Origin of the sequence: Azonexus hydrophilus, assembly GCF_001956855.1 — a bacterium.
Lineage (GTDB): Bacteria > Pseudomonadota > Gammaproteobacteria > Burkholderiales > Rhodocyclaceae > Azonexus > Azonexus hydrophilus_A.
Map to the genome: position 1 here is coordinate 1 of NZ_MTHD01000009.1, position 22,799 is coordinate 22,799.

Sequence of the window (22,799 nt, forward strand, 5' to 3'; positions counted from 1 at the left end):
TTACTTGAGCCCATCGGATATATTCCTCCTGCCGAAGCTGAGGCAAACTACTACCGCTGTCAAACCGAGCAGGCCGTTACCGCCTGACTCAAATCAAATGGCCTCCGCGATTCCCGGGGCGATTCACTTTCAGACTGCCGACGCCCTCGGATTTTCGGAGAGGGGGCTGTTTTGGAATCGGACGGATAAGCGGAAATGAGGCGGACTCTGGAATTTCCGTACTGGAAAGCCAATCTCGCTCACTTCGGTTGCTGGACGCTGCTCGACAAAACCGCGCAAGCAGAAAAAATCAAACGCTGAAGGTCCGCGACGTCCCCCCGGAATTGAGTAGCGCCTGACTTTAGAGTCCAATCTTTCACGATAAGGAGATTGGACATGAAGAAGCGATTCACCGAAGAACAGATCATTGGCTTCCTACGGGAGGCAGGGATGCAGGTTGCGGAACTGTGCCGCAAGTACGCCTTCTCAGAAGCGAGTTACTACCTCTGGCGCAGCGCGCCTTTATCGCCCAGCGTCCGGTGGGCCGCCGGGTCATGCGGCTTTACGGCCCAAGTGAAAAACATCAATTCGGACCGTACCGAAATACAAAGAACATATTGGACGTTGTATCGAGTAACCCCAAATCAAGATAGTTGAGGTGCCATTTGAGTTTAGGCTTCTTGGGGCATGGGGGGCCTGCTGGGTCGTAAAGCCCTTTGACAAATTCAATGTCATCAAGCTTTGGGTCGATTTCCCGGATTACGTGAGCATAGTCGTCTGCCATGCGTACAACGTGCATTGAATGTCCTGAAGTAGTAATCATCGACGGGATGTACACGGCGCCAGGCGCCATTCCTCTGGATGAGTGCTCGTCAAATACAGACCAAAGTCTTTCTCGTTCTTTTGTCATTGTCTCAGTCGAGTCTTCTGGCCTCTCGAACACCGAGTGGTCGAAGATGGCGACGACAGTGAAATGGTCACGAGAAACCCTCGCGAAAATTAGGTTGTCGGTGCGAGCAGCAAAGCCATTTGGATAAACTTGTGGCCCAAGGTGGAAATGGTGGTAGCCCATCACATTTAGCAAAAAATCCTTGTCGGCCCATCGATCAACGTCCGATCCTTTTTGTGCCGAGGCTGGCGTATAGCCTCGCGTATGGGGCTCTAGCGAGAGGTGCGGGGTAAGGTCATCTCCTCTTCTTACCTTGTCGAGGAAGGCTGTAATTTCGTTGGCAAGTGTTGACCATCGAGGGTCTCCGGACGCCGTTGCTTCAATCGATACCGTCCTCGGGCGGGGCGATACATAACGGATGGCCCAGTTGTTATAGTGGATCAAGAGCGATGCTAGCGAGGACGTTTCCAGCGAATGAAGCGTCGCTTTGTCGTTCGGGAACTTCGGTATTTCCTTAGCGATTCCCAAGCGCAACGCCTTCACGCGCTTCGATTCAGGATGAGCCGTGGTCATCTTTCGATACCCTCAATGTGTTCTCGGTATAAAGCCGCATAACCTTTGAGCTCAGCGGCTGGTAAAAGCGTGGCTTTTGGCAATCCGCTGGAACGAATTTTCATTCGTAATCCCTCAGGTCTGGTTCGAGAGTACCAAAGTGAATGCGCCTTATGGGTGAAACGATCTCAACCTGTTCAATGTGCAGTTCTTCGATCGGCCCTTCAAGATCGCCAACAATTGTTACCAATATTTCCGACTCAAACTCCTCTTCGGCAGTAGCCGTTACAGAGTCAATGTGAACATAATCGTCATCAATCGAATCATGTACTGATAGAGAAAATTCACCTTCAGCTTCAACGGTTATTGCTGCTTTGCATTGAATAACCAGATATTCCTCATCGCTTTCAATAATTCTAAGCACATTCGATGTAAGGTAAAAACTCTTGAACCAGCCATTGCTTCCCTCTGGCTCCCAGTAAAGATATGACTCAGCATCTTGGTCGGGAGTAAAGCCATCTAGTTCGGCTTCTAGTTTAGAAGCCACATCATCCAGGAAGGATTGAGCTTGTTCTGAATCTAGTGCGGATTCAAGCTTAGACAGTAATGCATAAGGGGCATTTGCCTTGTTAAACATTGCCAAGCCATCTGACAATTCCTCAATGCAATCAATATACTCTGAAGATTCGCAATACCTACTCCAGTCGCCGTCGTTTGAGATCGCAAGAACTGATTTGTTGCTCTTCTTTGCCCACTCATCCACAGCCATCAAAACTATGGCATCCGGAAACTCATTTTTCTTTTTTCCAGACTCCGAAAACGGGGCTGAATTTGAGAAATATTTCTTGAGCAGTTCTGATACTGACAAATGGTCACCACACTCAAGAACAACGGCTCCAGTGTTTTCAATGAAATTATTCAGCCTTGTTTCGGCAAGCCCTTCTATTTCTTTGCTATCAAGTAATAACTCTTTTGCTTCGTGTAGAGTGTTTCCATCGAAGAACAGATGATCGCCAGCATCGTTAATGGATTTCTCTAAAGCGCTTCTCGATGCTTTGATTTTCTGTTCAAGATGTGTTTTTATCTCGCCACAAATTACGTCTGGCAACAAGAAAACCACCGGGCTTCTTTTAAATTGATTGAGTTTGCCAAGCAGGCCCTTTTCCAAGCGAAGGCCATTTCCGTCAAAGATCGACGTATCAATGAGAAGTGCTTCGTACTCTGTTTCTTCGCTCATGCAGCGTTCCTTCGTGAGTCACAATATTGTTGACGCTGGAGTTGTTGCCTTAACGCATGTATTTCAGTCACTTGAAATATTGGCTGTCAGTATAGCAACTCCAATATGCCAGAAAAATGCTGTACAGCAACGTCTGCTTTGGGAAGGGAAACCAAGTGACCGCTTGTGGCCGTTATGCACATCTGTTCATAACGGCCAGAAGCGGTCCCTCAAAAAAAGTGTCGCATAGCTGCCGTTGGCTCTGTCCGTATGATTGCTGATTGATAAGGAAACCGGCATCGGATAATCTCCATGTCATTCAGAACCTTACGGGTAATCCAATCGTGTCCGTATTATTTACAATAGCCCGGACGTTTCTGCTTGTGAATAACTGGTAAGCATCGTGAGCACCATCCGCTTCATCGGCCACAACGGAGAGATCACAGCACTAGCACGCCAGCCACCGAATGCCATGTTCGTGTTTGATGCAAACACCGTTCTTGCCTTTATTCGGCACGCTGACCAAGCTACACGTCTTGATGATGCCCACTTCCGGCTTCTTCGAGAAACGAGGCGTCGCGTTCACCTTCAATGGACACAACGCTCTAGGCGCCTCCCGATCGAACCTGTCCTTGCGCTGATGGAGCTAACGCGGCAAGACTGCGAAGCCGACTTCGGGGCCTATTTGGCCAAGTTTGAGTACTTCTTTCGTTCTGTTTACGGCGTAGAAAACTTGGACCCGACCTGGATTCGGCTAACGTACGAGCCGGTCTCACGGTTACTCTCCTCCGTTCATCATTCTCTTCTTCTAACGCTGCAACAGATTCACGTGACCACGCCAGGCTCCGGTTCGCTTCAACATAACGTAATGCTTGAGCGTATAGATGACTTTCTCGATTGGATCATCTCCGAACGACAGAACCTTGCTGTCATAGGTGGCCCACTTCTTTACCTGGCGGTCTACGCTATAGCGGGATCACCCGAGGCGCACCGCTTTCTGAAGCTAAGCAGAGTTATCAAAGAAGGAAGTGATGCGATCGCACGAAATGTCGCTTGGGACATGATGCACTGGGTGAACCTGGATTTTCACTATCACTACGCCAAGTACCCATCTACAGTGGTTTGTACCTCTGACCAAGCCCTCGCTGACTTCCTATTGATTCGGAAGAATCTTGGGCCTCGAGTTGGCCGCGAAGGAATGCTTAACGCGCGGGTTGTACGTTCTTATGGTGAATTGAACCTGCCAAAACTCTCACGCCTTGATGACACAGCCCTCAGCGACAAGATAACGCAACGCCTCCTGACATTCTGGCAGCGGCTGAGAGAAGATCCAAACACCGAGATTTTGTTCTCCCCCTTCGAAACATAGCGAACCATGCCTAACCGAGGGTCGGCCGGGAATCATGAAAAAATCCCCGTTTATTCTCTAAGCTGCTGATTCGGCTTCGAGAATCCGAAAGCCGTCCGCCAAGACCTCAACCTTTCGACGGAAATCAAGAACATAGTCGCCGAAGCGATTGATGTGTTCCAGGCGGTATGGCGCCAAACCGGCCAGGACTTCCTGATTGATCAGCGCACCCTCGGCCTGTAGCTGCTTCAATACCCGACTCATCCCGACTACGTTGTGCAGGATCACCATATTGGCGACGAGATGGTTGTACTTGATAACCTTGCGTTGCTCGTGGCGCAGGTTCTCAGCGATCTCCCCTTCTCCGCCGAAGAACAGCTTCTTGGCGAAGCCATTGAACTGTTCTGACTTGTTGGTTTCGGAATGGATGAGTTTGCGTAGCTCGACATCGCCGACGTATTTCAGCAAGAACATGGTCCGCACGACCTTGCCCAATTCCTTGAAGGCGAAATACAGTTTGTTCTTGCGGCTGTAGGTTCCCAGACGGCGCAGGATGGCCGAGGCCGAGATTTTGCCGAGCTTGATGGAGACGGCCACCCGCAACATATCCGGCAAATGCGTTTCGATTAGTTGCCAGTTGATGTCGTCAGTGAATAGCCGGTCAATGTGCGCGAACTTTTTACCGCTCTCTGGACGATGGAATACCAGATCCTTGATGCCACGGATACGGGGCATCAGCTTGATTCCAAGCAGATGCGACAAGGCAAAAACCGTGTAGCTCTGGGCTTGCGTATCACCATGAATGGTGTCCGGTCGGATGTCCGAGGTATTGGTCATCAAGCCGTCGAGGATGTGCGTTCCCTCGTAGGTGCCACAGGAAATAAAGTGGCTGAACAAGGCAATGAACTTGTCGGAGACGTGGTAGTAGCCGATGCCGCCGTAGCCACCGTAACGGATGTGATGCTCGGAAATCAGGTTCTGCTCGTAGAGGTTCCATTTCGTACCATCGGCTGAGGCATGTTTTCCTGACCCCCAGTAGCTGGGCAATTCAAACTTGTTGTAGGCATTGATCACTTTGACGATGGCTTGTTCCAGCGCCTCTTCCGTGACGTACTTGATGTTGAGCCAGGCGACCTGTTTTCGGCTCATGCCGCGAATCGAGCGCGCAGTCTGGGTGGGGCCAAGATTGCAGCCGTAACAGAATAAGGTACTGATCACTCTTGGGCGCAATTCCTCGATCCGGCTTTCGGTTCCCATCAAGGGCCGGAACAACTTATGCAGTTGCAGCCAGCGCTCTGTATCGATCAGCACGTCAACGATGCTGACGTTCTCCATGTGCTCCGTGATCAGATGATCGATCTGGCGGATGCCGGGTAGCAGTTCGCTGGCCGGTGGTTTTTTCAGGATCAGACGGCCGTCAACGATTTCGGCGTGGGCATTTTCCGGGAACACGGCATCGACGGCTTCAGCGGTTTCTAACAATGCAACTTTCAGTGCCTGGGTGAACGCCTTGGGACCGGTTTCGATCCCCGTCACCTGTCCATATTCAGTCAGTTCGCGAGCCAGGGTTGCATCGTCAACCAACTGTTCGCGATAGTCGTCGTAGCGCTCGCCGTGCTGGATAAAGAGATCGCCTGACTTGAGCTCATCGCGAATGGCGTACAGGACTGCCAGTTCAAAGTAGCGGCGGTTTATTGTGGCAATTCGCCCATCGGTGCGCTCCGTGACAACCAGCTTGCGCCAAGCGCTGGGCAGCCATTGGAGATCTTGTTCTGCATCCAGTTCGAGTAAAGAAATCGGCACCATTTCGTGACGCGTGCTGCGCAGCCCCTGCAATACCTTCATCATCCGGATCAAGGTATCGTCCTCGCTACTGCTCTGTGGATTGATGATTTCGATACAATTGAGTAGTTGGGCGCGAACGGCCTTGTAGGGTTGAATGAGGAACGGCAGATGATTGCGGCCAGCATAGGCCATATGTTCGTCGCAGATGGCCACCAAATCGTCTACGTCCGCGATCAGGCTGGAGCCGATGGCTTCGACTCGCTGCTGGTCGGTGCCATTGATCTGATAGGCCAGCAGCACCTCCTTCAATTGTCCGATCAGGCGATCCGTTCGCTGCTGATGTTCCTGCTGGTACTCCCCCAATTTGTTGCGTGCTTGGTTATCCAGGTTCTGAAGCATGCGCATGAACAGGTCTGCTGCATCATCGAGCGTCTGGGCAAACTGTGCACGGATATAAATGACCGCCAGCGCGTAACGCTTCTGCGGTTTCAGTTCCGCCATCTCGCTGGCATTCAGAGAGCGAGCGATGTAGCGATATTGCTTGAGTTTAGGAACGGGAATGTAAGGCTGGGGCAATTGCTCAACTAGTAATTGCAACCGCCGGATGTGTTGCAGGTAAGAGCGGGTTTCCTTATTGGTTGGCTTTTTCGGTTCCCGTTTGAGCATGTTCCAGGTTGTGCTGGATTCATCCCGGCTGACCTTGAACAGGCTGTCGATCCGTTCCTTCACCTTGCCATCAAGTTGGTTGGCGATCCCCGCAAAATGCACTTCGTGAATCTTCTCGCGAGCATGGATGGCCAATCGATCCAGGACCGTGAAACCGGGCAACTCATAGCGATGATGGACCAGTTCCTCCAGCATCACGTTGATGATATCGGCTACGACGTGGCGGTTGTCAGCGGCTGTCTCGGCGATGTGCTGTAACCAGGCCCGGCCGTCCTGGTTTAATGGCCGGACATTCAGGTATCGACGCAGCGATTCGACTAACCGTTCGCGTCCGGTCGATCGATCGAATTGCAACAACTCGTCCAGCCTCGGCGGGCGAGCGAATCCCGTTTGGGCGACAATGTGCTGACGGATAGCGCTCGGCACATCCTTGAGACGGATAAAGTAACCCAACCGCTGAAACAGCTTCAGGTAGAGAAAAGCTACCGTGCGGGCGGTCGGCCGTTTGACGGTTTGGTCGATGAACGTAATTTCATCGGGTGTCAGGGTATAAATCTCGTCGAGATCCTGTGCCGATGGGTCCGCTTTCAGCCGGGGATACGCGGTCTCGTGAACCTGGGTCATGCCTGCATCACTCCCAGTGCCTGCCGGTTGCAGGGTCGCGGCAGACCGCCTCCAGGAAGCACTCACGGGCATCGGCAATACGATGGATTTCGTCGAGCAAAGTGTAGAGATGATCGTCAAGCATGTCGGTCGATGGTGTCGGGACGGAAAGTTGATATCGTCGTCCGTCCAGATCCATGGGGTGTGCCTGGAACCGTGCAAGGCAAGTGTTCGTCATGTCCCGCAAGGCATTGGCGACACCCCGTCGGCTGCCGTTGAAGGCAGACAAATCTATGGAAATCTCGATCATGGTGAGTGGAACCTCAGGCAAGCTGGGCAACTGCGCGGTCGAGTCAATTGCTGTTTCCGGCAGCGCTCGATCCAGCCCCTGCTCGAATCGCGCTTTCTGGTTAGGGCTAACCCCATCCAGATAGCGCATCGCAGCCTTCACGTCGCGCCAACCCACGTATTTCATCAACTCACGGATATCCCAGCCGCTCATGCCAGCCCACTGGGCGAACCCACGGCGTAGCGAGTGACTACTGAAAGACTCGGCATCAGCGATGCCGGCCTGGCTGAGCAATTTTCGCAGCACGGGAATGATGCTGCTTGGGGTCATTTCAGCCTCGGACAGATGCCCCCAGCGGTCGACCTTGCGAAATAGCGGTCCCGCTGTCAGTTTGGATAAAGCCAGCCAGTCTTCGACTGCCTCGACCGGACATAGTCGTGATAGCGCTGGACAGGAGTAACTTCGGCCATCCAGGTTGCGATCCCCTTTGCTACGGGGCAAGAAACAGGTCAGCCCTTCGCCGGGCTTGATATCGATGAATTCGATACGAAGGTTAGCCAGTTCGTCGGAGCGGAACCCCCGCCAGAAACCGAGGAGAACCAGGGCTCGATCCCGGCTATGTCTCAGGGCGTTGGCCGAATCTCCCCGACTAACCGCTGCGGCTGTGGCCGATGTCAGCCATTCGGCAACATCTTGCAGAATCTCAATTTCCAGTGGCTTGGCCCGTTTTTCCTGAGCCGGATGCAGGGTTCGGATACCCTTCAGCAGTTGCCGGATTTTGCTGGCCTTGGTCGGGTCAGGAAAACCATGGTCCTGATGCCAGCGCGACAACGCCGAAAGGCGGTGCTTCAGCGTGTTCAGTGACAAGGATTCAGCGTAAGCGGCGAGATATCGGGCAATTGAGTCAATCGTTGCTGGCAACAATCCGCCCCACTCAACCTCGAAATGCTGAATGGCTGACGCATAACTACGTCGGGTATTGGCTCGCTCAGCGGCATCGAGATAAAGACCTACCTTCGCTTCCATGACAGATCTTCCTTGTCAGAACATCATTTTTTTTGCATGCTCACTGACAGCGCGTGCAACGGGGTGGGCCAGCTTTCTCTCTGCGGAGATCAAGAAGAAGCGCTCCTTGATGTCATTCGTTTCACCGACCATATCGACTTTGTAGTGTTCGCAAACCGCCGCCACGCTCAATGCAGGTGTCGGAAAGATTCCCGCGCCGGCTTCGCCGAAGGCCTTCATCAAGGCGCTGTCACTGAATTCCCCGACAATTCTGGGGCGGACATTCATCCGCTCCAGCCAGCGTGGCAAAGCCAGATGAAGGGCGCTGTCCTTGCCTGGCAGTAGCATTGGCGCACCGTGCAGATTGGCCGGGAAACGACTGCCAATTTTCTCCGCTAATGCGGGAGATGCCATGAAGGCAATGCCGGACTCGCCGAGCGGATGGCTGTAGCCTTTGATTTCCGTACCGGGGGGCATGGGGCGATCGGCAATCACCATGTCCAGGCTGTGCAGCGCCAAGTCGGCCAACAGGCGGTCGAGTCGGTCTTCGTGGCAGATCAGCCGAATCGCTTCCGGCAGTTTCAGAACCGGCGCCAGTAAACGGTGAACGATGAATTTCGGTAACACATCGGCAACCCCGACACGAAAAGTGAAAAAGCGATCAATCGCTCCACTGCTGAGCAATTCTTCCAGTTCAGAGCCCGTCTGGAAAATCTCCTCGGCATAAGACAAAGCCAGCTTGCCTGTTTCGCTCAGTTCCAGTCGCCGCCCGACACGATGAAATAATTGGGCACCAATCCGCTCCTCAAACTGCGAGATCTGTCCGGACAGTGTTTGCGGGGCCAGATGCAAACGCTCTGCAGCGCGAATGATGCCCCCACTTCTGGCGACCACCATGAAGTAATGCAGGTGTTTGAAATTGAGCATTTGATTATTCGATATTTTCGACTAATTGGATGCATTATATCTGATGGAATCGAATGGTTATCTCGGGGACAATTCGCTAGCTCTTTTACGCTACTCGATCCAATGAACGTCCATTTCCATACCAGTCATCTGTGCCTGAGCGAGCCGGTCAAGCAGTACGCCCTGTGGCGTCTGGCTTGTTCGCTTGGGAGAAGCCGGGACAAGGTGGTTCGCGTTGATTTCCATTTCAGTGGCGACGAGGCGAGCAAGGACACAGGATGCCGGGTACGCCTTCAATTGCAGCATGGACAGGCGGAAATCTCCGCTCACGAGACGCTGGCCGACATTTACTGGGCGACCGACAGGGCTATCACCCGTGCCACCCGGTCGCTGGAAAGACAGACCCTGGTTCAAAGTCAGCTGTTGCGCCGCCATGCTGATTGAACGAGGCGGGTGTAGCCATGCAGAAACGAAGCAACTGATGAACGATGCCAAGACTGCTTCCGAGATCCAACTGAATCCCTATGCAGGTCAGGAAATCGCCTTTCTTACCCAACACGGCAAGGAGCAAGTGGTTGCCCCCGTGCTCGACAAGGCATTGGGCTGCAGGGTCAAGCGGGTTGCTGGCTTTGATACCGATGAACTGGGCACTTTCACCCGGGATATTCCGCGCTACGGCAGCCAACTGGATGCCGCCCGCCGCAAGGCTCGTATCGGCATGCAATTGAGTGGTGCCAGCCTGGGGCTTGCCAGCGAGGGGAGTTTTGGACCCGATCCGCACACCGGCCTATTTCCGTGGAACGTCGAGGTACTGCTCCTGATCGACGATATCCGGAAAATCGAGGTGGTCGGCGTCCATCAAGGGCCTGCGAGCCACGATCATGCCTGGATCACGGATTGGCCGGAACTGGAGGCCTTCGCGCATCGGGTCGGCTTTCCAAAACAGCATTTGGTTCTGCGGCCTTGCAGCGAAAACGATCCCCGCGTGCGCAAGGGCCTGGCCGACAAATCCTCTCTGAGAGCCGCCTTCGCATGGGTAAAGAGGCTAGCCTCGGATCAGGCGGCAATTCTTGTCGAACGCGACCTCCGGGCTCACGCGCATCCGGAACGCATGGTAAATATTGGCAAGGCGGCACACAGTCTGGCGGAGAAACTACGTTCGTTTTGCCCTCAATGCGGATCGCCGGGTTATTCCGCCATTGAACGGGTGGCTGGACTGCCTTGTGCAGAATGCGGCCTGCCTACCCGCGAGCAGCGGGGACAGGTCTGGGGCTGTCCCGCTTGCAACTTTCGGGAAGAACATCTCCGGAAGGACGGGGTCGCCTTCGCTGATCCGGCCCATTGCGATTACTGTAATCCCTGAAGATCGTCACCATGAACAGCATTGATCCGGTCATCCTGTTTTTCCTGTTCGGGCTGGTTGCCGGACTCCTGCGCTCGGAGTTGAAACTGCCGAGCGCTCTGTACGACTCGCTATCCATTTTCCTGCTGCTGGCAATTGGCCTGAAAGGCGGCCAAGGCCTGGCAACCCAGCCCCTGGGGCCATTGCTGCCCCAACTGCTGGCGGTGGTCGTGCTGGGCGTCGTTCAGACGTTGATCGCCTTTGGCGCCTTGCGTGCGATTTTTCGTTTTGACCGTCCAAATGCCGCAGCAACGGCCGCCCACTACGGGTCGGTCAGCGTCGCCACTTTTGCCGTTGCTGCAGCGTGGCTGTCGTCACGCAGTATCGATGTCGAACCGCAAATGGCGATCTTGCTGGCTGTCATGGAAATTCCCGCCATTCTCGTCGGCATCGTTCTGGCTCGCGGGGTCAGCAAGGACACCGACTGGAGGTCATTGGGTCATGAGGCCTTCCTGGGCAAGGGCGTAACCCTGCTTCTGGGGGGGATGGCGATTGGTTGGGCGGCAGGGCCGGAGGGCTTGCAACCCATCAAGATCATGTACTTCGATCTGTTCAAGGCAGTGCTGGCTCTGTTCCTGCTGGAAATGGGACTGATTGTCAGCCGTCAGGTAGACGAGCTCAAGCGACGCGGCTTGTCCCTGATCGCTTTTGGCTTGGCCATGCCGCTGCTGTCGGCTTGTCTTGGCCTCGGCACCGGCATGATGCTCGGGTTCTCGGTCGGCGGGATGACGATGCTGGCCACCCTGGCGGCTTCGGCGTCCTACATCGCCGTCCCGGCCGCCATGCGGATCGCCGTGCCTGAGGCGAATCCCGCCGTGTCTCTGGCCGGTTCACTGGGCGTGACTTTCCCCTTCAATATTCTGGCCGGAATCCCGCTTTATCACTGGATGGCCACCCAACTGACAGGAGCGACGCCGTGATCCCCATACAGACCGAAAAACGCACGCTGCTCACCGTGTTTACAGAAGCGACCCTCGAGCACGTCCTGATCAAGGATATTGATCGACTGGGGATTCGCGGCTACACCATCTGCGACGCGCGCGGCAAAGGAAGCCGCGGGGTGCGGGACGCCACCTGGGATGAATCAAAGAACATTCGAATCGAGATCATCTGTGCCCGCCCCCAGGCGGAAACGCTGCTGGCGCACTTGCAGGAACGGTACTACTCGAATTACGCCATGGTGGCGTGCCTTTCCGAGGTCGAAGTGCTGCGGCCCGGCAAATTCTGAAGGCAACAATCAGGTCGCCCCATCGGTGCGGCCGAGGTGCAAAGAGACATCAATGCGCGGCATTTTCATCACCGGAACGGACACCGGAGTTGGCAAGACCACCATCGGCATCCAGGTTGCAAAAGCGCTTCGGGAGAACGGGCAACGTGTGCGCGTGCGCAAACCCGTCGAAACCGGATGCGAGAAGCTGGCTGGAAGCGACATTCTCCAACCTTCGGATGCGGTTCGGCTAAACGCGGCAGCTGGCGCCATGGATGCGCTGGAGGCTGTCTGTCCATATCGCTATGAGCCGCCGGTTTCTCCGGAGTGGGCGGCCAGGCTGGCCAATCGGCCGCTTGAGATTGGGGATCTGCATGCTGCCTGTCTGAATGGGGTCGGCGACGATGACTTTCTGCTGGTTGAAGGTGCCGGCGGCTTCTATTCACCGATCGCCCACGGCGCACTGAATGCCGATCTGGCTGCCGGCATGGGCATGCCCGTTCTGCTGGTAGTAGCCGATCGTCTGGGTGCGGTCAATCAGAGCTTGCTGGCCATCGAGGCCATCCAGATGCGCGGACTGCCCCTGATGGGCGTAGTGCTGAATCAGGTTGCCCAACCAGACAACCCCTTCCTCGATAACCATACCGATCTGCAACGCTGGCTGTCGGCCCCAGTGATTCATCAGACCTATAACAACCCACCCAATCCGCAACTTGCATTGTGGGTTCAGAAATGGGTTAGCTGAACATTCGTTTTGCGAAAGCCAAGCGCTGTCATCTTGGCCAAGGCGTAATTCCGGTTACGACCTTAATCCGCGTCATCAATAGTCAAGTGGCGCGGAACGAGCAGTATCGGACAGCGTGCCGAGAGCAACAGTGATTGCGACACGCTGCCAAGGGCTGCCTGCTCCAGCGCGTTGACGCCTTGCGGTGCGACAACGATGACATCGGCTCCGCTCTCTTCAGCCTGCGCCAGGATCATGGAAACCGCGTCTCCGGTTGCCACGGCGCCAGTCGCCTGATGGCCGACATCCCCCATGGCATGCCGAGCGGCGGCGATGGCGGCTTCGCCAACGCCCAGGCCCCAGTGACGAAAATCACCTGCTGCGGCATCGAGCATGCCCTCGAAAGGAGAGAAGGCAGGCTGCACGCTGAACAGTTCGAGCGATGCTTCGCCCAGACGCGCCGCCATGCGCCCCGCCCAGGCTGCCGCATGGGCAGCATGTGCCGACCCATCAACGGCGATCAGTAGCCGGAGACGCCGGCCGAGTGTGGCCGGTATCGCCGCATGCGGCCCCATCAGCCAGATGGGGATCGGACTGCCTCTGGCAACTTCGGCCGCAATGGACCCGAGCAGCAATCCGCGCAGCGGTGACAGGCCGCGAGTTCCCATCGCGATCAGGTCGGCCTGACGATGTTGGGCTTCGTTGATGATCCTCGTCGCCGGGGTTCCGCCATCCACGACAACGTATTCCATTTTCACCCCGCTGCGCGCAAACCATTCCTGAGCGGTACTCACCGCGTCAGCCAGCGGGTGACAGACAGGAGCAATTCCCTCTTTCTCCATGGCCCCGTCAGTAACCGTGAGCAAGGTTGCTGTGAGCGCAATCTGGGCGGAACTCCATGTCGACCAGCTGCGAGCCGCAGCCATTGAGGAAGGCGAACCATCGAAGGCAATCAATACGTGCAAGGATTCAGGATTCATGGTGAATCTCCGATGGTGTGATGAACATCTCGTAAAACCCCTGTGCCTAACGCGCAGGCCAATCCTGGCTGGCATCGCCGAGGCGGAGTTTTCCGGCCAAGGCACTGCCATGATCAGCCCGCATGTTTTCGATCATGAGACAGCACAAGGTGCGCCGCGCATGCTGGCTGTGGATTTCATCCATCAGGGCATCAAGTGTTTCGGGAAATATTCTGCCATTCCTCCCCTCCGATGTCCGAAGGAGATCGCAGCACAGGTCAAACAGGGCGCGCAAGAAATCTTCGCGCTCGAGGTCGAGCGTGCGGAATTCACCGTGTTGCTCCAGGGCGTCGAACGTACGGATGTCGGTGTTGCCGCCGGCGATGATGGCCAACACGGCAAGGCGCGCCCTGGCGCGGGTACTGTCGGCCGGATAGTGACGCAACCGATGGGCGCCTTTCGTCCATTCACGGGCTTGCAGGGTCATCATGATCATTCCTCTCTCGATTCATTGACATTCGAGACAAGGATAAGTCCGATAGCATCCTGAATAAACGCGAAGTGTACTTACCGATAGCTCGTCAAATAGCGAACAATGCGGGGCGCCATGAGGGGGGTCCTAATCGTCCGGTGTATTTCAACGCCACAGACTGAGGGGCGGATCGGTCATGACCGCGCGCAAGACATCGGTACGGGAAACGATGCCGACAATGATTTCGCTTTCATTGACGATGGGAACGGCACTCAAGCCACCTTCGAGCATCGCCGCAGCGATGCGTCGAATGTCGGTCACGGGTACGGAAGCCACGACCGGCGAGGTCATGACATCACTCACCCGCCGTTGCAGATTTTCGAGAACATGTTCACCGTCGATATCGATGACGGTCAGCAAGTCCCGCTCATTGACCATCCCGATCAGCCGGTGCGCGTCGTCCAGAACCGGTGCCTGGTGGATTCCACAACGCTGGAAGACGCGCCAAGCGTCGGCAACCGCGTTTTTTTGGTTGAGCACCGTGACCGGATGGCTCATGATCTGGGCCGCATGAATCAGCGGACCACGCTCCAGGTCGTCGGGCAGCATTCTCCGATAGGCACGGACGGCCTCCCGTTGCAATGGCGTCGCCATGTTCTCGACACCTATTTCATCGCCCTCCTGGGCTACGCCTCGGGTATTGCGGGCTCGCGCCAGCGGATAGACACGGTTCATCGCCTCCAGCGTGCCGCTGAATACCTGGCCTGTCATGCCGTAGATGGAAAACATTCCGCTCTCCCGAATATCAAGGAACCAGCAGCACGTCGCACGGCGCGTGGTGCAGGAGATTCAGGGTGATGCTGCCGAGCAGTTGCTCATCGAGCACCGATTGACCGTGCCGGCCGAGCACCAGCAGATCGCAGGGGGCTCGGCGCAATTCGTCGAGCAGCACAGCCGCCGGGTAGCCGTGACCAATGACGCGGGATATTCCACCGGCAGCTTCATAGTCCGCATCCGCCAGATAGGCGTCCATGTCCTGTCCGGCTGCGGCCAGTTCATCGCTGCGGTAACGCTCGACATCCTCGGGCGAGGCACCGGCCAGACGCATCCGCCCCTCGTACGGCGCACGACTGGCATGAATCGCGATGTGTTGTGCTTCCGGAAATATCGCCAGGGCGGCACGCAGCGCCCGCGTCGCCGTTGCCGAAAAATCCGTCGCGATGGCGATCCGCCGGTACGGCGGAACGGGTTTCTGGCGAACCACCAGCACCGGGCACGGGCTGCGGCGCAACACCTTGACGGCGGTGCCGCCCAGGGCCAGTTCGTGAACGATGCCCTCGCCACGAATGCCAATGACGATCAGACTGGCGCCACTAACGACGGCGTGATCGGCGATGACGGCAGAGGCACGCCCGACCACCAGCTGGCGGCCGACTCGTGACAATGCGTTGCGGACGGCCATGTCGTCGGCAAGTCGGTTCAGCATCGTCTCGCTGCGCACCTTCGGGTTGTGTCGAATGAGCAGGTCCGGCAGCAGATGTCCTGCATGTTCCCAGGCGAATGGGTTGAAGACATGCAGGAGATTGAGCGGGCACTGCCATTCCCTCGCCAGCCGGGCAGCACGTTCGACAGCGAGAGTGGCTGGCGCCGAGAAATCGGTGGCCACGAGAATCGATTGGCTGGCTTTCATCTTCAATCTCCCTTGAACGATCGTCTGGATAATCCTTGTCGGCGTCTCAGTGGCTCAGACACGAAAACGGGCGACGGAACCCTTCAAATCGCTGGCCAGCGATTTGAGTCGCTCGGCAGCGACTGAGGTTTGCCGGGCACGAACGCTGTTCTCCTCGGCCATGTGGGCGATCCGTTCAACGCCCTGGGCAATTTCCTGGGCGGCCACCGACTGTTCGTCGAGGGCACTGCCAATATCGTCGACGGTCGTTGCCACCCGGTTTGCACCGTCCTGAATGCCGATGATCGAATCTCCTGCCTGTTGCGCGAGATCCACCCCGGTGCCGACGCGATTGACGCCACTTTCCATTTCCTGTGCCGCGTGGCGGGCACCGGACTGCACCTTTTCGATGACGCTGGCGATCGACTGGGTCGATTTCGAGGTGCGTTCGGCGAGTTTTCTCACCTCGTCGGCAACGACGGCAAAACCACGTCCCTGCTCACCAGCCCGAGCCGCCTCGATGGCGGCATTCAGCGCCAACAGATTGGTCTGATCGGCAACATCACGGATCACATCAACGATGGCCGAAATTTCCCGGGAGTAATTTTCCAGTTCGCGAATCGAATGCGCCGCGTCGTTGACCGCCGTTGCCACCTGTCGCATTTCGTTGCTGGTCGAATGCACCACCGCGCCACCGGTGCGTGAGGCCTCGCCGGCACTGGCTGCCACATGACGGGCCTCGCGGGCATGATCGCGCACCTGATCGATGGAAACCGACATTTCCTCGACGGCGGCAGCCATCCCCGAGGCGGCTTCGCTTTGTGCGGTGGTGGCCGCGGCCGAAGCCTGGGCGGCAGTAGACATTTCAATGGCCGCGCAGGCCAGATCGTCGGCGCTGCGCTGCGAGGCACTGACCATGGTGCGCAGACTGTCCTGCATCAGCGCGAATGCAGCCAGCAAGCGCCCGGCTTCATCACGTCCACCGGTGGGAACCGGACGGTTGAGCTCACCGTTGGCGATCGCCTCAGCCACGCTCACCGCTTGGTTGATGGGATGGGTGATCGTGCGCGCCAGCCACCAGGCGTAGACCCCGAGGCCGAGAAGGCCGCCCAGACCCACCAAAGCCAAAACGATCAGATCGGTGCGGAAATCGCGTTGCTCTTCCTCGAAAAGGGCTTTCGCGGTCTTTGCCTGATAGATCGCCAGGGCATCAAGCGCCTCTCTGACCGCCTTGCCTTCATCCAGTGTGGCGGCGAGCAAGGCCCGGGATACTTCCGGAGCGTAATCTTCCGCCTTGATGCGCTCGAACAGGGGGCGCACCCGCTCAATCCACGCCGAGCGCTTGCTGGCGAAATCGGTTGCAAGGCGCTTTTCCTCCTCGCTCAGGTTGGTTGCCATATATTTGTTCCAGAGCGCGTTGATCTCGGCGCTACGGCGTTCGAAATTGGCGAAATGCTCACTCAATGGCTGGCCGTGCGCGCCGGACAAGGGGGAACGGGGGTCGCGCTGCAGGATCAGCAGGATTTCCTTCTCGTTGGCGGCGCGCAGTTCGGCCAGGCGAAAGAGATCAACCAGCGGTACAGTTCGATCCTCATAAACTGAATTAAGCGCATCGACAGCCTTTTTTCCGCCCAGCAGACCAACGGCTGCAATGGTGACGAGCAACAACCCGGCAAAGACAGTAAAAGCAGCCAGACGGGCACTGATGGAGTGAAATGACATGGTGACTAACCTATAGGGAAGTTAAAAAGTTGCGGTGGAACAGTGCCGGGATTTCTACCGCCGGCAGGGCCCGGGCGAACAGCCAGCCTTGGGCCAGATGGCAGCCTTGCGCCCGAAGCCAGTCGAATTGTTCCCGGGTCTCGACGCCTTCAGCCAGGGTACGTGCTCCCAGGGCGTCGGCCATGCGGATGATGGCCGCGGCAATGGCGGCATTCTCGGCATCTTCCGGCAAGCCGCTGACAAAAGATGCATCAAGCTTCAGTAGCCCGACACGAATGTTTTTCAGGCTGGCGAGCGATGAATAGCCCGTGCCGAAATCATCGATTGCCAGATGAATGCCAGCATCGGTGAAATCATGCAGATGAGTTAGGGCGTCGATAACATCACGCATGGCCGTGCTTTCGGTTACCTCAATCTCCAATGCCGAGGCCGCCAATCCGTGTCTGTCGAGGCAACGCCGGATCCGGACGAGCAGATGGGGGTCGCGCAACTGGATGGCCGACAGGTTGACTGCCACCCGCAAATCCACACCCTGGTCACGCCATAGGGAAGCGTCACCCAGCGCAGTTTCCAGCGCCCAGTTCCCCAGTGAGTCGATCAGTCCGCAATCCTCGGCAACCGGAATGAATTCAGCCGGCGACACCCAACCCCAGACAGGGTGTTGCCAGCGCATCAACGCTTCGACAGAAACCATGCGGCCGGTAACGACGTCGATTTGCGGCTGATAGTGCAAGAACAGTTCGCCTTGCGTCAGGGCGCGCCGCAGATGCGTTTCGATTTCAAGGCGTCGGTGAGCGGAACGGCCCAGGCAGGGCGTGTGAAAATTGTAGGTACTGCCCTTTTCGGACAGGGCTGGCAGCAAGGCGACAAGGGCGGCGCTCAGCAGATCCTCGGAGCTCCGACCATCGTCCGGATAACAGGCAATGCCGATGTCGCACTCGACGATCACTTCCTTGTCGCCAAACGGGAAGGGGTCAGCGAAGCGCGCCAGAATCTGTGTGGCAACCCGTTCAGCACCACGAGCGTCGGCGTGCAGGAGCAGGGCGAACTCACCATCGCTGATACGGCCCACGGAATCCTCGGCGCGGATGCTATCCAGAAGGCGTTTGGCCGCTTCCTTAGAGAGGTTTTTTGCCCCTTCCTCAAGAAAGGCATAGCGCCGTAAATCTGGAAAGCCGATCAGTAACAAGGTCAGCGGCAAGCCGTCGCGACGTGACAAGGCTATCGCCTGCGTCAGACGGTCGACAAAAAGCTGGCGATTGGCAAGCCGGGTCACCGGATCAAAATAGGCCAGTTCATGGATTTGCGCCTCAAATGCCTTGCGCTCACTGATGTCGCGCACAATTTTGAGCAGGAGCCCCCCGCGCGTATCGTCAATCAGGGATGCGCTGACTTCGACGGGAAAGCGGCGGCCGTCGGCGGTTTGATGCTCGGTCTCGAAAAACTGCTGGCCACGAAGGCGCAGATTTTCCATGTCCACCGGAAAATCAAAGCGCCCGCGCGGCGAGCGCAGACTGTCGATTGGCCTCCCAAGCAGTTCCTGGCGCGGCCAGCCGTAGGTATTGACGGCACATTCGTTGGCTTCAACGATGGTGTTGTTCGCGTCGGCCAGCAGCATGATGTCGTTGGCGGCCTGAAACAATGACTCGTATGGAATGTCTTTGGCTTTGTGCGGAAAATGCTCAGCAATCATGTCTCGTATCTCCTTTGAGCGAGCCTGGGAAAATCCGCTCAGGCGCGCATCATCGACATCACCTGCGCCGCATCCAGCGTTGCCGCTTTCTGCTGGATTTGCGGCAGGTACCGGGTCTGCATCTGTTTGGCCGGGCCCAGCAGATTCTGGAAGGCGTCGCGCAACATGGCCGTATTCATGGTGCGGCCGCCAGCGTAGTAGCGTTTGGCGACCTGTCCCAGGGCATAGGTGGTGGCAAAGGAGAACGCCATGCCGACCGCAACCCCGCCGAACTTGCCCGCCGTCTTGCCGGCGGCCTTGCCGATCAGGCCACCCAGCAGTTTGCGGCCCATCTGTTCGAGATACTGCGAGGTCATCCCGACACCGGCGGCGGCGATGAATTCCTTGATATGCCCCTGATCAAGTTCGACGCCATGCGACTTGCCGATGCCATAGACCATCTTGATCTGCAAGGGAATGATCGCCATCGACGCCCAGGACTGAGGCAGCAGTTCGAGTGCGCCGTTGAGCAGCGCGTAGTTGAGGATGGATTTGTCCAGTTCGGCATCGCTCGCCAGGGCTGGTGACGCAGCGACCGCTGCGGCGCCAGCCGCAGGGGCGAGCGGAATGACTGCGCTCGCTTGATCGGCAAGCAGGTCTGCCTCGCCTTCGATCAGGTCGGTTTCGCTCGCCGTCAATGCCAGCAGGCGTTTCAGTTCATCGAGAAAATGCCGCTCGCTGTCAATCAGACGGCCATCGGATTCGCACACGCACAAGGCCATTTCATAAGCCAGCTGGCGCTGGCTGGCGTCGGCCAGTATGGCGGTGGCCGACGCCAGCGTCAGGCGCTTGAGCAGCACGTCCTGATACAGACGGGCGAGATCCGGCGCCGCCGTCTGTTCGGCCAGGGATTCCGCGATACGCCGAATTTCCTCCCGTTCGCGATCATCCTTGTTGCTGTCGGCAAAAGCGGCGTGAATGGCTATGGCAAGAATGGCCTTGATGTTTTCCTGAGTCATGGATTTACCTTTCATGTCCGGTGGTGGCGTTGGTGTTGCTGCGGCAAACAAGCGAAACGAGCAACTTGCGTAGCTCTTCAATGAAGAGCACCGAGGAAGCCACGGCGGTTGCCAGCAGCCATTCGTTCAACGACAGATCCACCGTGTCAAAAATCACCTGTGCCGGCGCCCAATGCACCGCGACGATCTGCAGCAGGACTACGCCGGCCAGCGCCAGCCACAGCTTGCCGTTGGCGAAGAACTGCCGGTTGAAGGCACTGCCGTGTTCGGCACGGGCATTGAAGATGTTGAAGAACTGGAAGAGGACGAAGGTGGTGAAGGCCAGGGTCATCGCCTTGGCTTCGCCGGAGGCCTCTATCGCCCAGGCGTAGAGGCCGAGCGTGCCGACGGCCATGGTCGCACCGTACAGACCGATGCGCCACAGGCGCTGCACCGAGAGGATGCCGGCATCGGCCTGACGCGGCGTATCGCGCATGATGCCCGAGCGCGCCGGTTCGACACCCAGGGTCATGGCCGGCGGGCCGTCCATGATGATGTTGACCCAAAGGATCTGGATGGCAGTGAAGGGCGTGGCCAGACCGAGAAAGGGCGCGCCGAGGACAGTGAGAATCGCCCCGACATTGGTCGATAGCTGGAAACGGACGAACTTGATGATGTTCTCGTAGATGGTGCGACCTTCTTCCACGGCGCGGACGATAGAGGCAAAGTTGTCGTCGGTCAGCACCAGCGTGGCTGCTTCCTTGGTTACTTCGGTGCCGGTAATTCCCATGGCCACGCCGATGTCGGCGGTTTTCAGGGCCGGCGCGTCGTTGACCCCGTCGCCGGTCATTGCCACGACATGGCCCTTGGCTTGCAGGGCTTCGACAATGCGCATCTTGTGCTCGGGCGCGACCCGGGCGAAGACGGCACTCTTTTCGACCAGCCGGGCAATTTCGTCCTGACTCAAACCATCGAGATCGCGTCCTTCGTGAACTTCGCCCTTGAGTCCCAGTTCGCGGGCGATGGCCGCAGCCGTCGCTCGGTGGTCGCCGGTGATCATTTTCACCTGAATGCCGGCGGCGTTGCAGGTGGCGATGGCCTCCTTCGCTTCGGCCCGCGGCGGATCGATGATGCCGACCAGCGCATTCAGGGTCAGGTCCTGCACCCAGAACAAGAGGTCGCCGGCCGGATCGAAATCCGCCGCTGGAATGACCCGGCCAGCCAGCGCCAACACGCGCAAGGCCTGATCGGCCAGCGCCTCGTTTTCGGCAACGAAGGCAGCCCGGATCGCTTCGTCGATCGGCAACGCACTGTCGCTTGTCCCGATATACGAGGAGGTGCGCGCCAGCAGCACGTCAGGAGCACCCTTGACGCACATCATGACTCGGTCGCCATCGTGGTGGAAAGTGGCCATGTACTTGGTGGCCGAGTCGAACGGAATTTCGGCGATCCGCGGCCGGTGTTCAAGCACTTCATCGGGCAGCAGCCCCGCCTTGGCCGCCAGGGTCAGCAAGGCTCCCTCGGTTGGATCGCCGATCAGGGCGCCATCCTTGATCCGGGCATCGACGCACAAGGCCGCCGGCAACAGGACATGACCCAGTGTTGGCGCGCCGGAGGCGACGCCTTCGAAGCGGCCTTCACCGCCGTAACCCTCGCCGCTGACCAGGTAACGCTGGCCCTGGGTGTAGACGGCGCGGGCGGTCATCTGATTGAGTGTCAGCGTGCCGGTTTTGTCGGAGCAGATTACCGTCGTGCAGCCGAGAGTCTCGACTGCGGCCAGCTTCTTGACGATGGCGTTACGCTTGGCCATCCGGTGCATGCCCAGGGCCAGCGTCACCGTCACCACCGCCGGCAGGCCTTCGGGAATGGCGGCCACGGCCAGGGCGATGGCGGTCATCGCGGTCTTGATCAGTTCATCCCCGCGCATCAGGCCCATGAAGAACATCAGGCCGACCACGACGGTGGCGATGATCGCCAGCCGCTTGCCCAGGCCATCGAGTTGAATCTGCAAGGGGGTTTCGCCTTCTGCGGTCTCGGCCAGCAGACCGGCCAGGCGCCCCATTTCGGTGTGCATCCCGGTAGCGGTTACCACGGCTTCGAGGCGGCCCCGGGTGACCACGGTGTTCATGAACACCATGTTGTAGCGTTCTGCCAGCACCGCCGATTCCGCCACCACATCCGGCAGCTTCGCCACGGCATGGGATTCGCCGGTCAATGCCGCTTCCGCGACCTCGGCACTGTGCGCGCTCAGCACCCGGGCATCGGCCGGAATGCGGTCGCCGGCTTCGAGCAGCAAAATGTCGCCGGGCACCAGATCAGCCGCCTCGATCTGCTGCATCTGACCATCGCGACGCACCCGGGCGCCGGGCGCCAGCATGTTTTTCAATGCCGCTAGTGCCGCCTCCGCACGATGCTCCTGGAAAAACCCAAGGGCAGCGTTGAGCAGCACGACGATGCCGATCACGATGGCATCCTTGAAGTCACCAATCGCACCTGCCAGTACGGCAGCACCGATCAGGATCAGCACCAACAAGCTCTTGAACTGGTCGAAGAATTTCAACCAGGCGGAACGCGGTGGCTTTTCCGCCAGGCGGTTGGGGCCGTGTTCGGCTAGGCGGTTTATCACTTCCACGCTGCTCAGTCCGGCGGTCGGATTGACCGCTAGTTGCTCAATGCAGTGTTCATGGGCTTGTGCGTGCCAAGAGTCGGCCTGGTGTGTCGCCATGGTGTTTCTCC

General features: G+C 57.6%; 19 protein-coding genes and 1 pseudogene. 7 read left to right on the forward strand and 13 right to left on the reverse strand.

The window, feature by feature from the left end; all coding sequences use genetic code 11:
- Window positions 1–375: 375 nt before the first annotated feature.
- Window positions 376–495 (forward strand): annotated as a pseudogene (locus BJN45_RS17155) (transposase); the annotation flags it as partial.
- 67 nt (window positions 496–562) lie between these two features.
- Here the strand turns inward: BJN45_RS17155 and BJN45_RS17705 are convergent.
- Window positions 563–1,441 (reverse strand): hypothetical protein, encoded by an 879-nt coding sequence (locus BJN45_RS17705; RefSeq protein WP_076097484.1) that lies wholly within the window; start codon window positions 1,439–1,441, stop codon window positions 563–565.
- 100 nt (window positions 1,442–1,541) lie between these two features.
- Entirely contained in the window at window positions 1,542–2,657 is a 1,116-nt protein-coding gene (locus BJN45_RS17165; protein ID WP_076097486.1) for a PIN domain-containing protein, read from the reverse strand.
- A 382-nt stretch (window positions 2,658–3,039) separates the two neighbouring features.
- On the opposite strand from BJN45_RS17165, the gene BJN45_RS17170 reads away from it, so the two are divergent.
- Window positions 3,040–4,005, forward strand: a complete 966-nt coding sequence (locus BJN45_RS17170; RefSeq protein ID WP_139326377.1) for a hypothetical protein — start codon at window positions 3,040–3,042, stop codon at window positions 4,003–4,005.
- Window positions 4,006–4,062: 57 nt separating this feature from the next.
- Here the strand turns inward: BJN45_RS17170 and BJN45_RS17175 are convergent, their stop codons facing one another.
- The 3 genes from BJN45_RS17175 to nhaR are packed head-to-tail and all read right to left on the reverse strand — an operon-like array spanning window position 4,063 to window position 9,259.
- Complete coding sequence (locus BJN45_RS17175) at window positions 4,063–7,059, reverse strand: Tn3 family transposase (protein ID WP_076097489.1); 2,997 nt, start codon at window positions 7,057–7,059, stop codon at window positions 4,063–4,065.
- A 7-nt stretch (window positions 7,060–7,066) separates the two neighbouring features.
- Window positions 7,067–8,353 (reverse strand): site-specific integrase, encoded by a 1,287-nt coding sequence (locus BJN45_RS17180; protein ID WP_076097491.1) that lies wholly within the window; start codon window positions 8,351–8,353, stop codon window positions 7,067–7,069.
- A gap of 15 nt (window positions 8,354–8,368) precedes the next feature.
- Window positions 8,369–9,259 carry a transcriptional activator NhaR gene (nhaR, locus tag BJN45_RS17185; protein ID WP_076097493.1) on the reverse strand — a complete coding sequence of 297 codons (891 nt, stop codon included), beginning with the start codon at window positions 9,257–9,259 and terminating at the stop codon, window positions 8,369–8,371.
- 102 nt (window positions 9,260–9,361) lie between these two features.
- On the opposite strand from nhaR, the gene BJN45_RS17190 reads away from it, so the two are divergent.
- The 5 genes from BJN45_RS17190 to bioD are packed head-to-tail and all read left to right on the forward strand — an operon-like array spanning window position 9,362 to window position 12,592.
- Window positions 9,362–9,682, forward strand: a complete 321-nt coding sequence (locus BJN45_RS17190) for an HPF/RaiA family ribosome-associated protein (protein WP_076097494.1) — start codon at window positions 9,362–9,364, stop codon at window positions 9,680–9,682.
- A gap of 37 nt (window positions 9,683–9,719) precedes the next feature.
- A complete protein-coding gene (locus tag BJN45_RS17195; RefSeq protein WP_076097496.1) occupies window positions 9,720–10,601 on the forward strand; it encodes a DUF6671 family protein in 882 nt (293 codons plus the stop codon).
- An 11-nt stretch (window positions 10,602–10,612) separates the two neighbouring features.
- The gene (locus BJN45_RS17200) at window positions 10,613–11,560 is read left to right on the forward strand and encodes a sodium-dependent bicarbonate transport family permease (RefSeq protein WP_076097498.1); all 948 of its coding nucleotides are present in this window, start codon (window positions 10,613–10,615) and stop codon (window positions 11,558–11,560) included.
- The gene (locus BJN45_RS17205) at window positions 11,557–11,868 is read left to right on the forward strand and encodes a P-II family nitrogen regulator (protein WP_233080761.1); all 312 of its coding nucleotides are present in this window, start codon (window positions 11,557–11,559) and stop codon (window positions 11,866–11,868) included. The genes BJN45_RS17200 and BJN45_RS17205 overlap by 4 nt, the downstream gene beginning before the upstream one ends.
- Window positions 11,869–11,920: 52 nt before the next feature.
- Window positions 11,921–12,592: a dethiobiotin synthase gene (gene bioD / locus BJN45_RS17210; protein WP_076097499.1), complete on the forward strand. Its 672-nt coding sequence runs from the start codon at window positions 11,921–11,923 to the stop codon at window positions 12,590–12,592.
- A 62-nt stretch (window positions 12,593–12,654) separates the two neighbouring features.
- Here bioD and BJN45_RS17215 read toward each other — a convergent pair whose 3' ends face one another.
- From BJN45_RS17215 to BJN45_RS17250, 8 genes are all read right to left on the reverse strand, one after another.
- A complete protein-coding gene (locus BJN45_RS17215; RefSeq protein ID WP_076097501.1) occupies window positions 12,655–13,551 on the reverse strand; it encodes a universal stress protein in 897 nt (298 codons plus the stop codon).
- A 46-nt stretch (window positions 13,552–13,597) separates the two neighbouring features.
- Window positions 13,598–14,020, reverse strand: coding sequence for a hypothetical protein (locus tag BJN45_RS17220; protein ID WP_139326378.1), 423 nt, complete (start codon window positions 14,018–14,020; stop codon window positions 13,598–13,600).
- A gap of 147 nt (window positions 14,021–14,167) precedes the next feature.
- Complete coding sequence (locus BJN45_RS17225; RefSeq protein WP_076097505.1) at window positions 14,168–14,791, reverse strand: CBS domain-containing protein; 624 nt, start codon at window positions 14,789–14,791, stop codon at window positions 14,168–14,170.
- A 16-nt stretch (window positions 14,792–14,807) separates the two neighbouring features.
- Window positions 14,808–15,692 (reverse strand): universal stress protein, encoded by an 885-nt coding sequence (locus BJN45_RS17230; RefSeq protein WP_076097507.1) that lies wholly within the window; start codon window positions 15,690–15,692, stop codon window positions 14,808–14,810.
- A 54-nt stretch (window positions 15,693–15,746) separates the two neighbouring features.
- Entirely contained in the window at window positions 15,747–17,393 is a 1,647-nt protein-coding gene (locus BJN45_RS17235) for a methyl-accepting chemotaxis protein (protein ID WP_076097508.1), read from the reverse strand.
- A gap of 10 nt (window positions 17,394–17,403) precedes the next feature.
- Window positions 17,404–19,086, reverse strand: coding sequence for a putative bifunctional diguanylate cyclase/phosphodiesterase (locus tag BJN45_RS17240; protein ID WP_076097510.1), 1,683 nt, complete (start codon window positions 19,084–19,086; stop codon window positions 17,404–17,406).
- A 38-nt stretch (window positions 19,087–19,124) separates the two neighbouring features.
- The gene (locus BJN45_RS17245; RefSeq protein ID WP_076097512.1) at window positions 19,125–20,084 is read right to left on the reverse strand and encodes a YcjF family protein; all 960 of its coding nucleotides are present in this window, start codon (window positions 20,082–20,084) and stop codon (window positions 19,125–19,127) included.
- A gap of 4 nt (window positions 20,085–20,088) precedes the next feature.
- Window positions 20,089–22,788 carry a cation-translocating P-type ATPase gene (locus BJN45_RS17250; RefSeq protein WP_076097514.1) on the reverse strand — a complete coding sequence of 900 codons (2,700 nt, stop codon included), beginning with the start codon at window positions 22,786–22,788 and terminating at the stop codon, window positions 20,089–20,091.
- Between the last annotated feature and the right edge of the window lie 11 nt (window positions 22,789–22,799).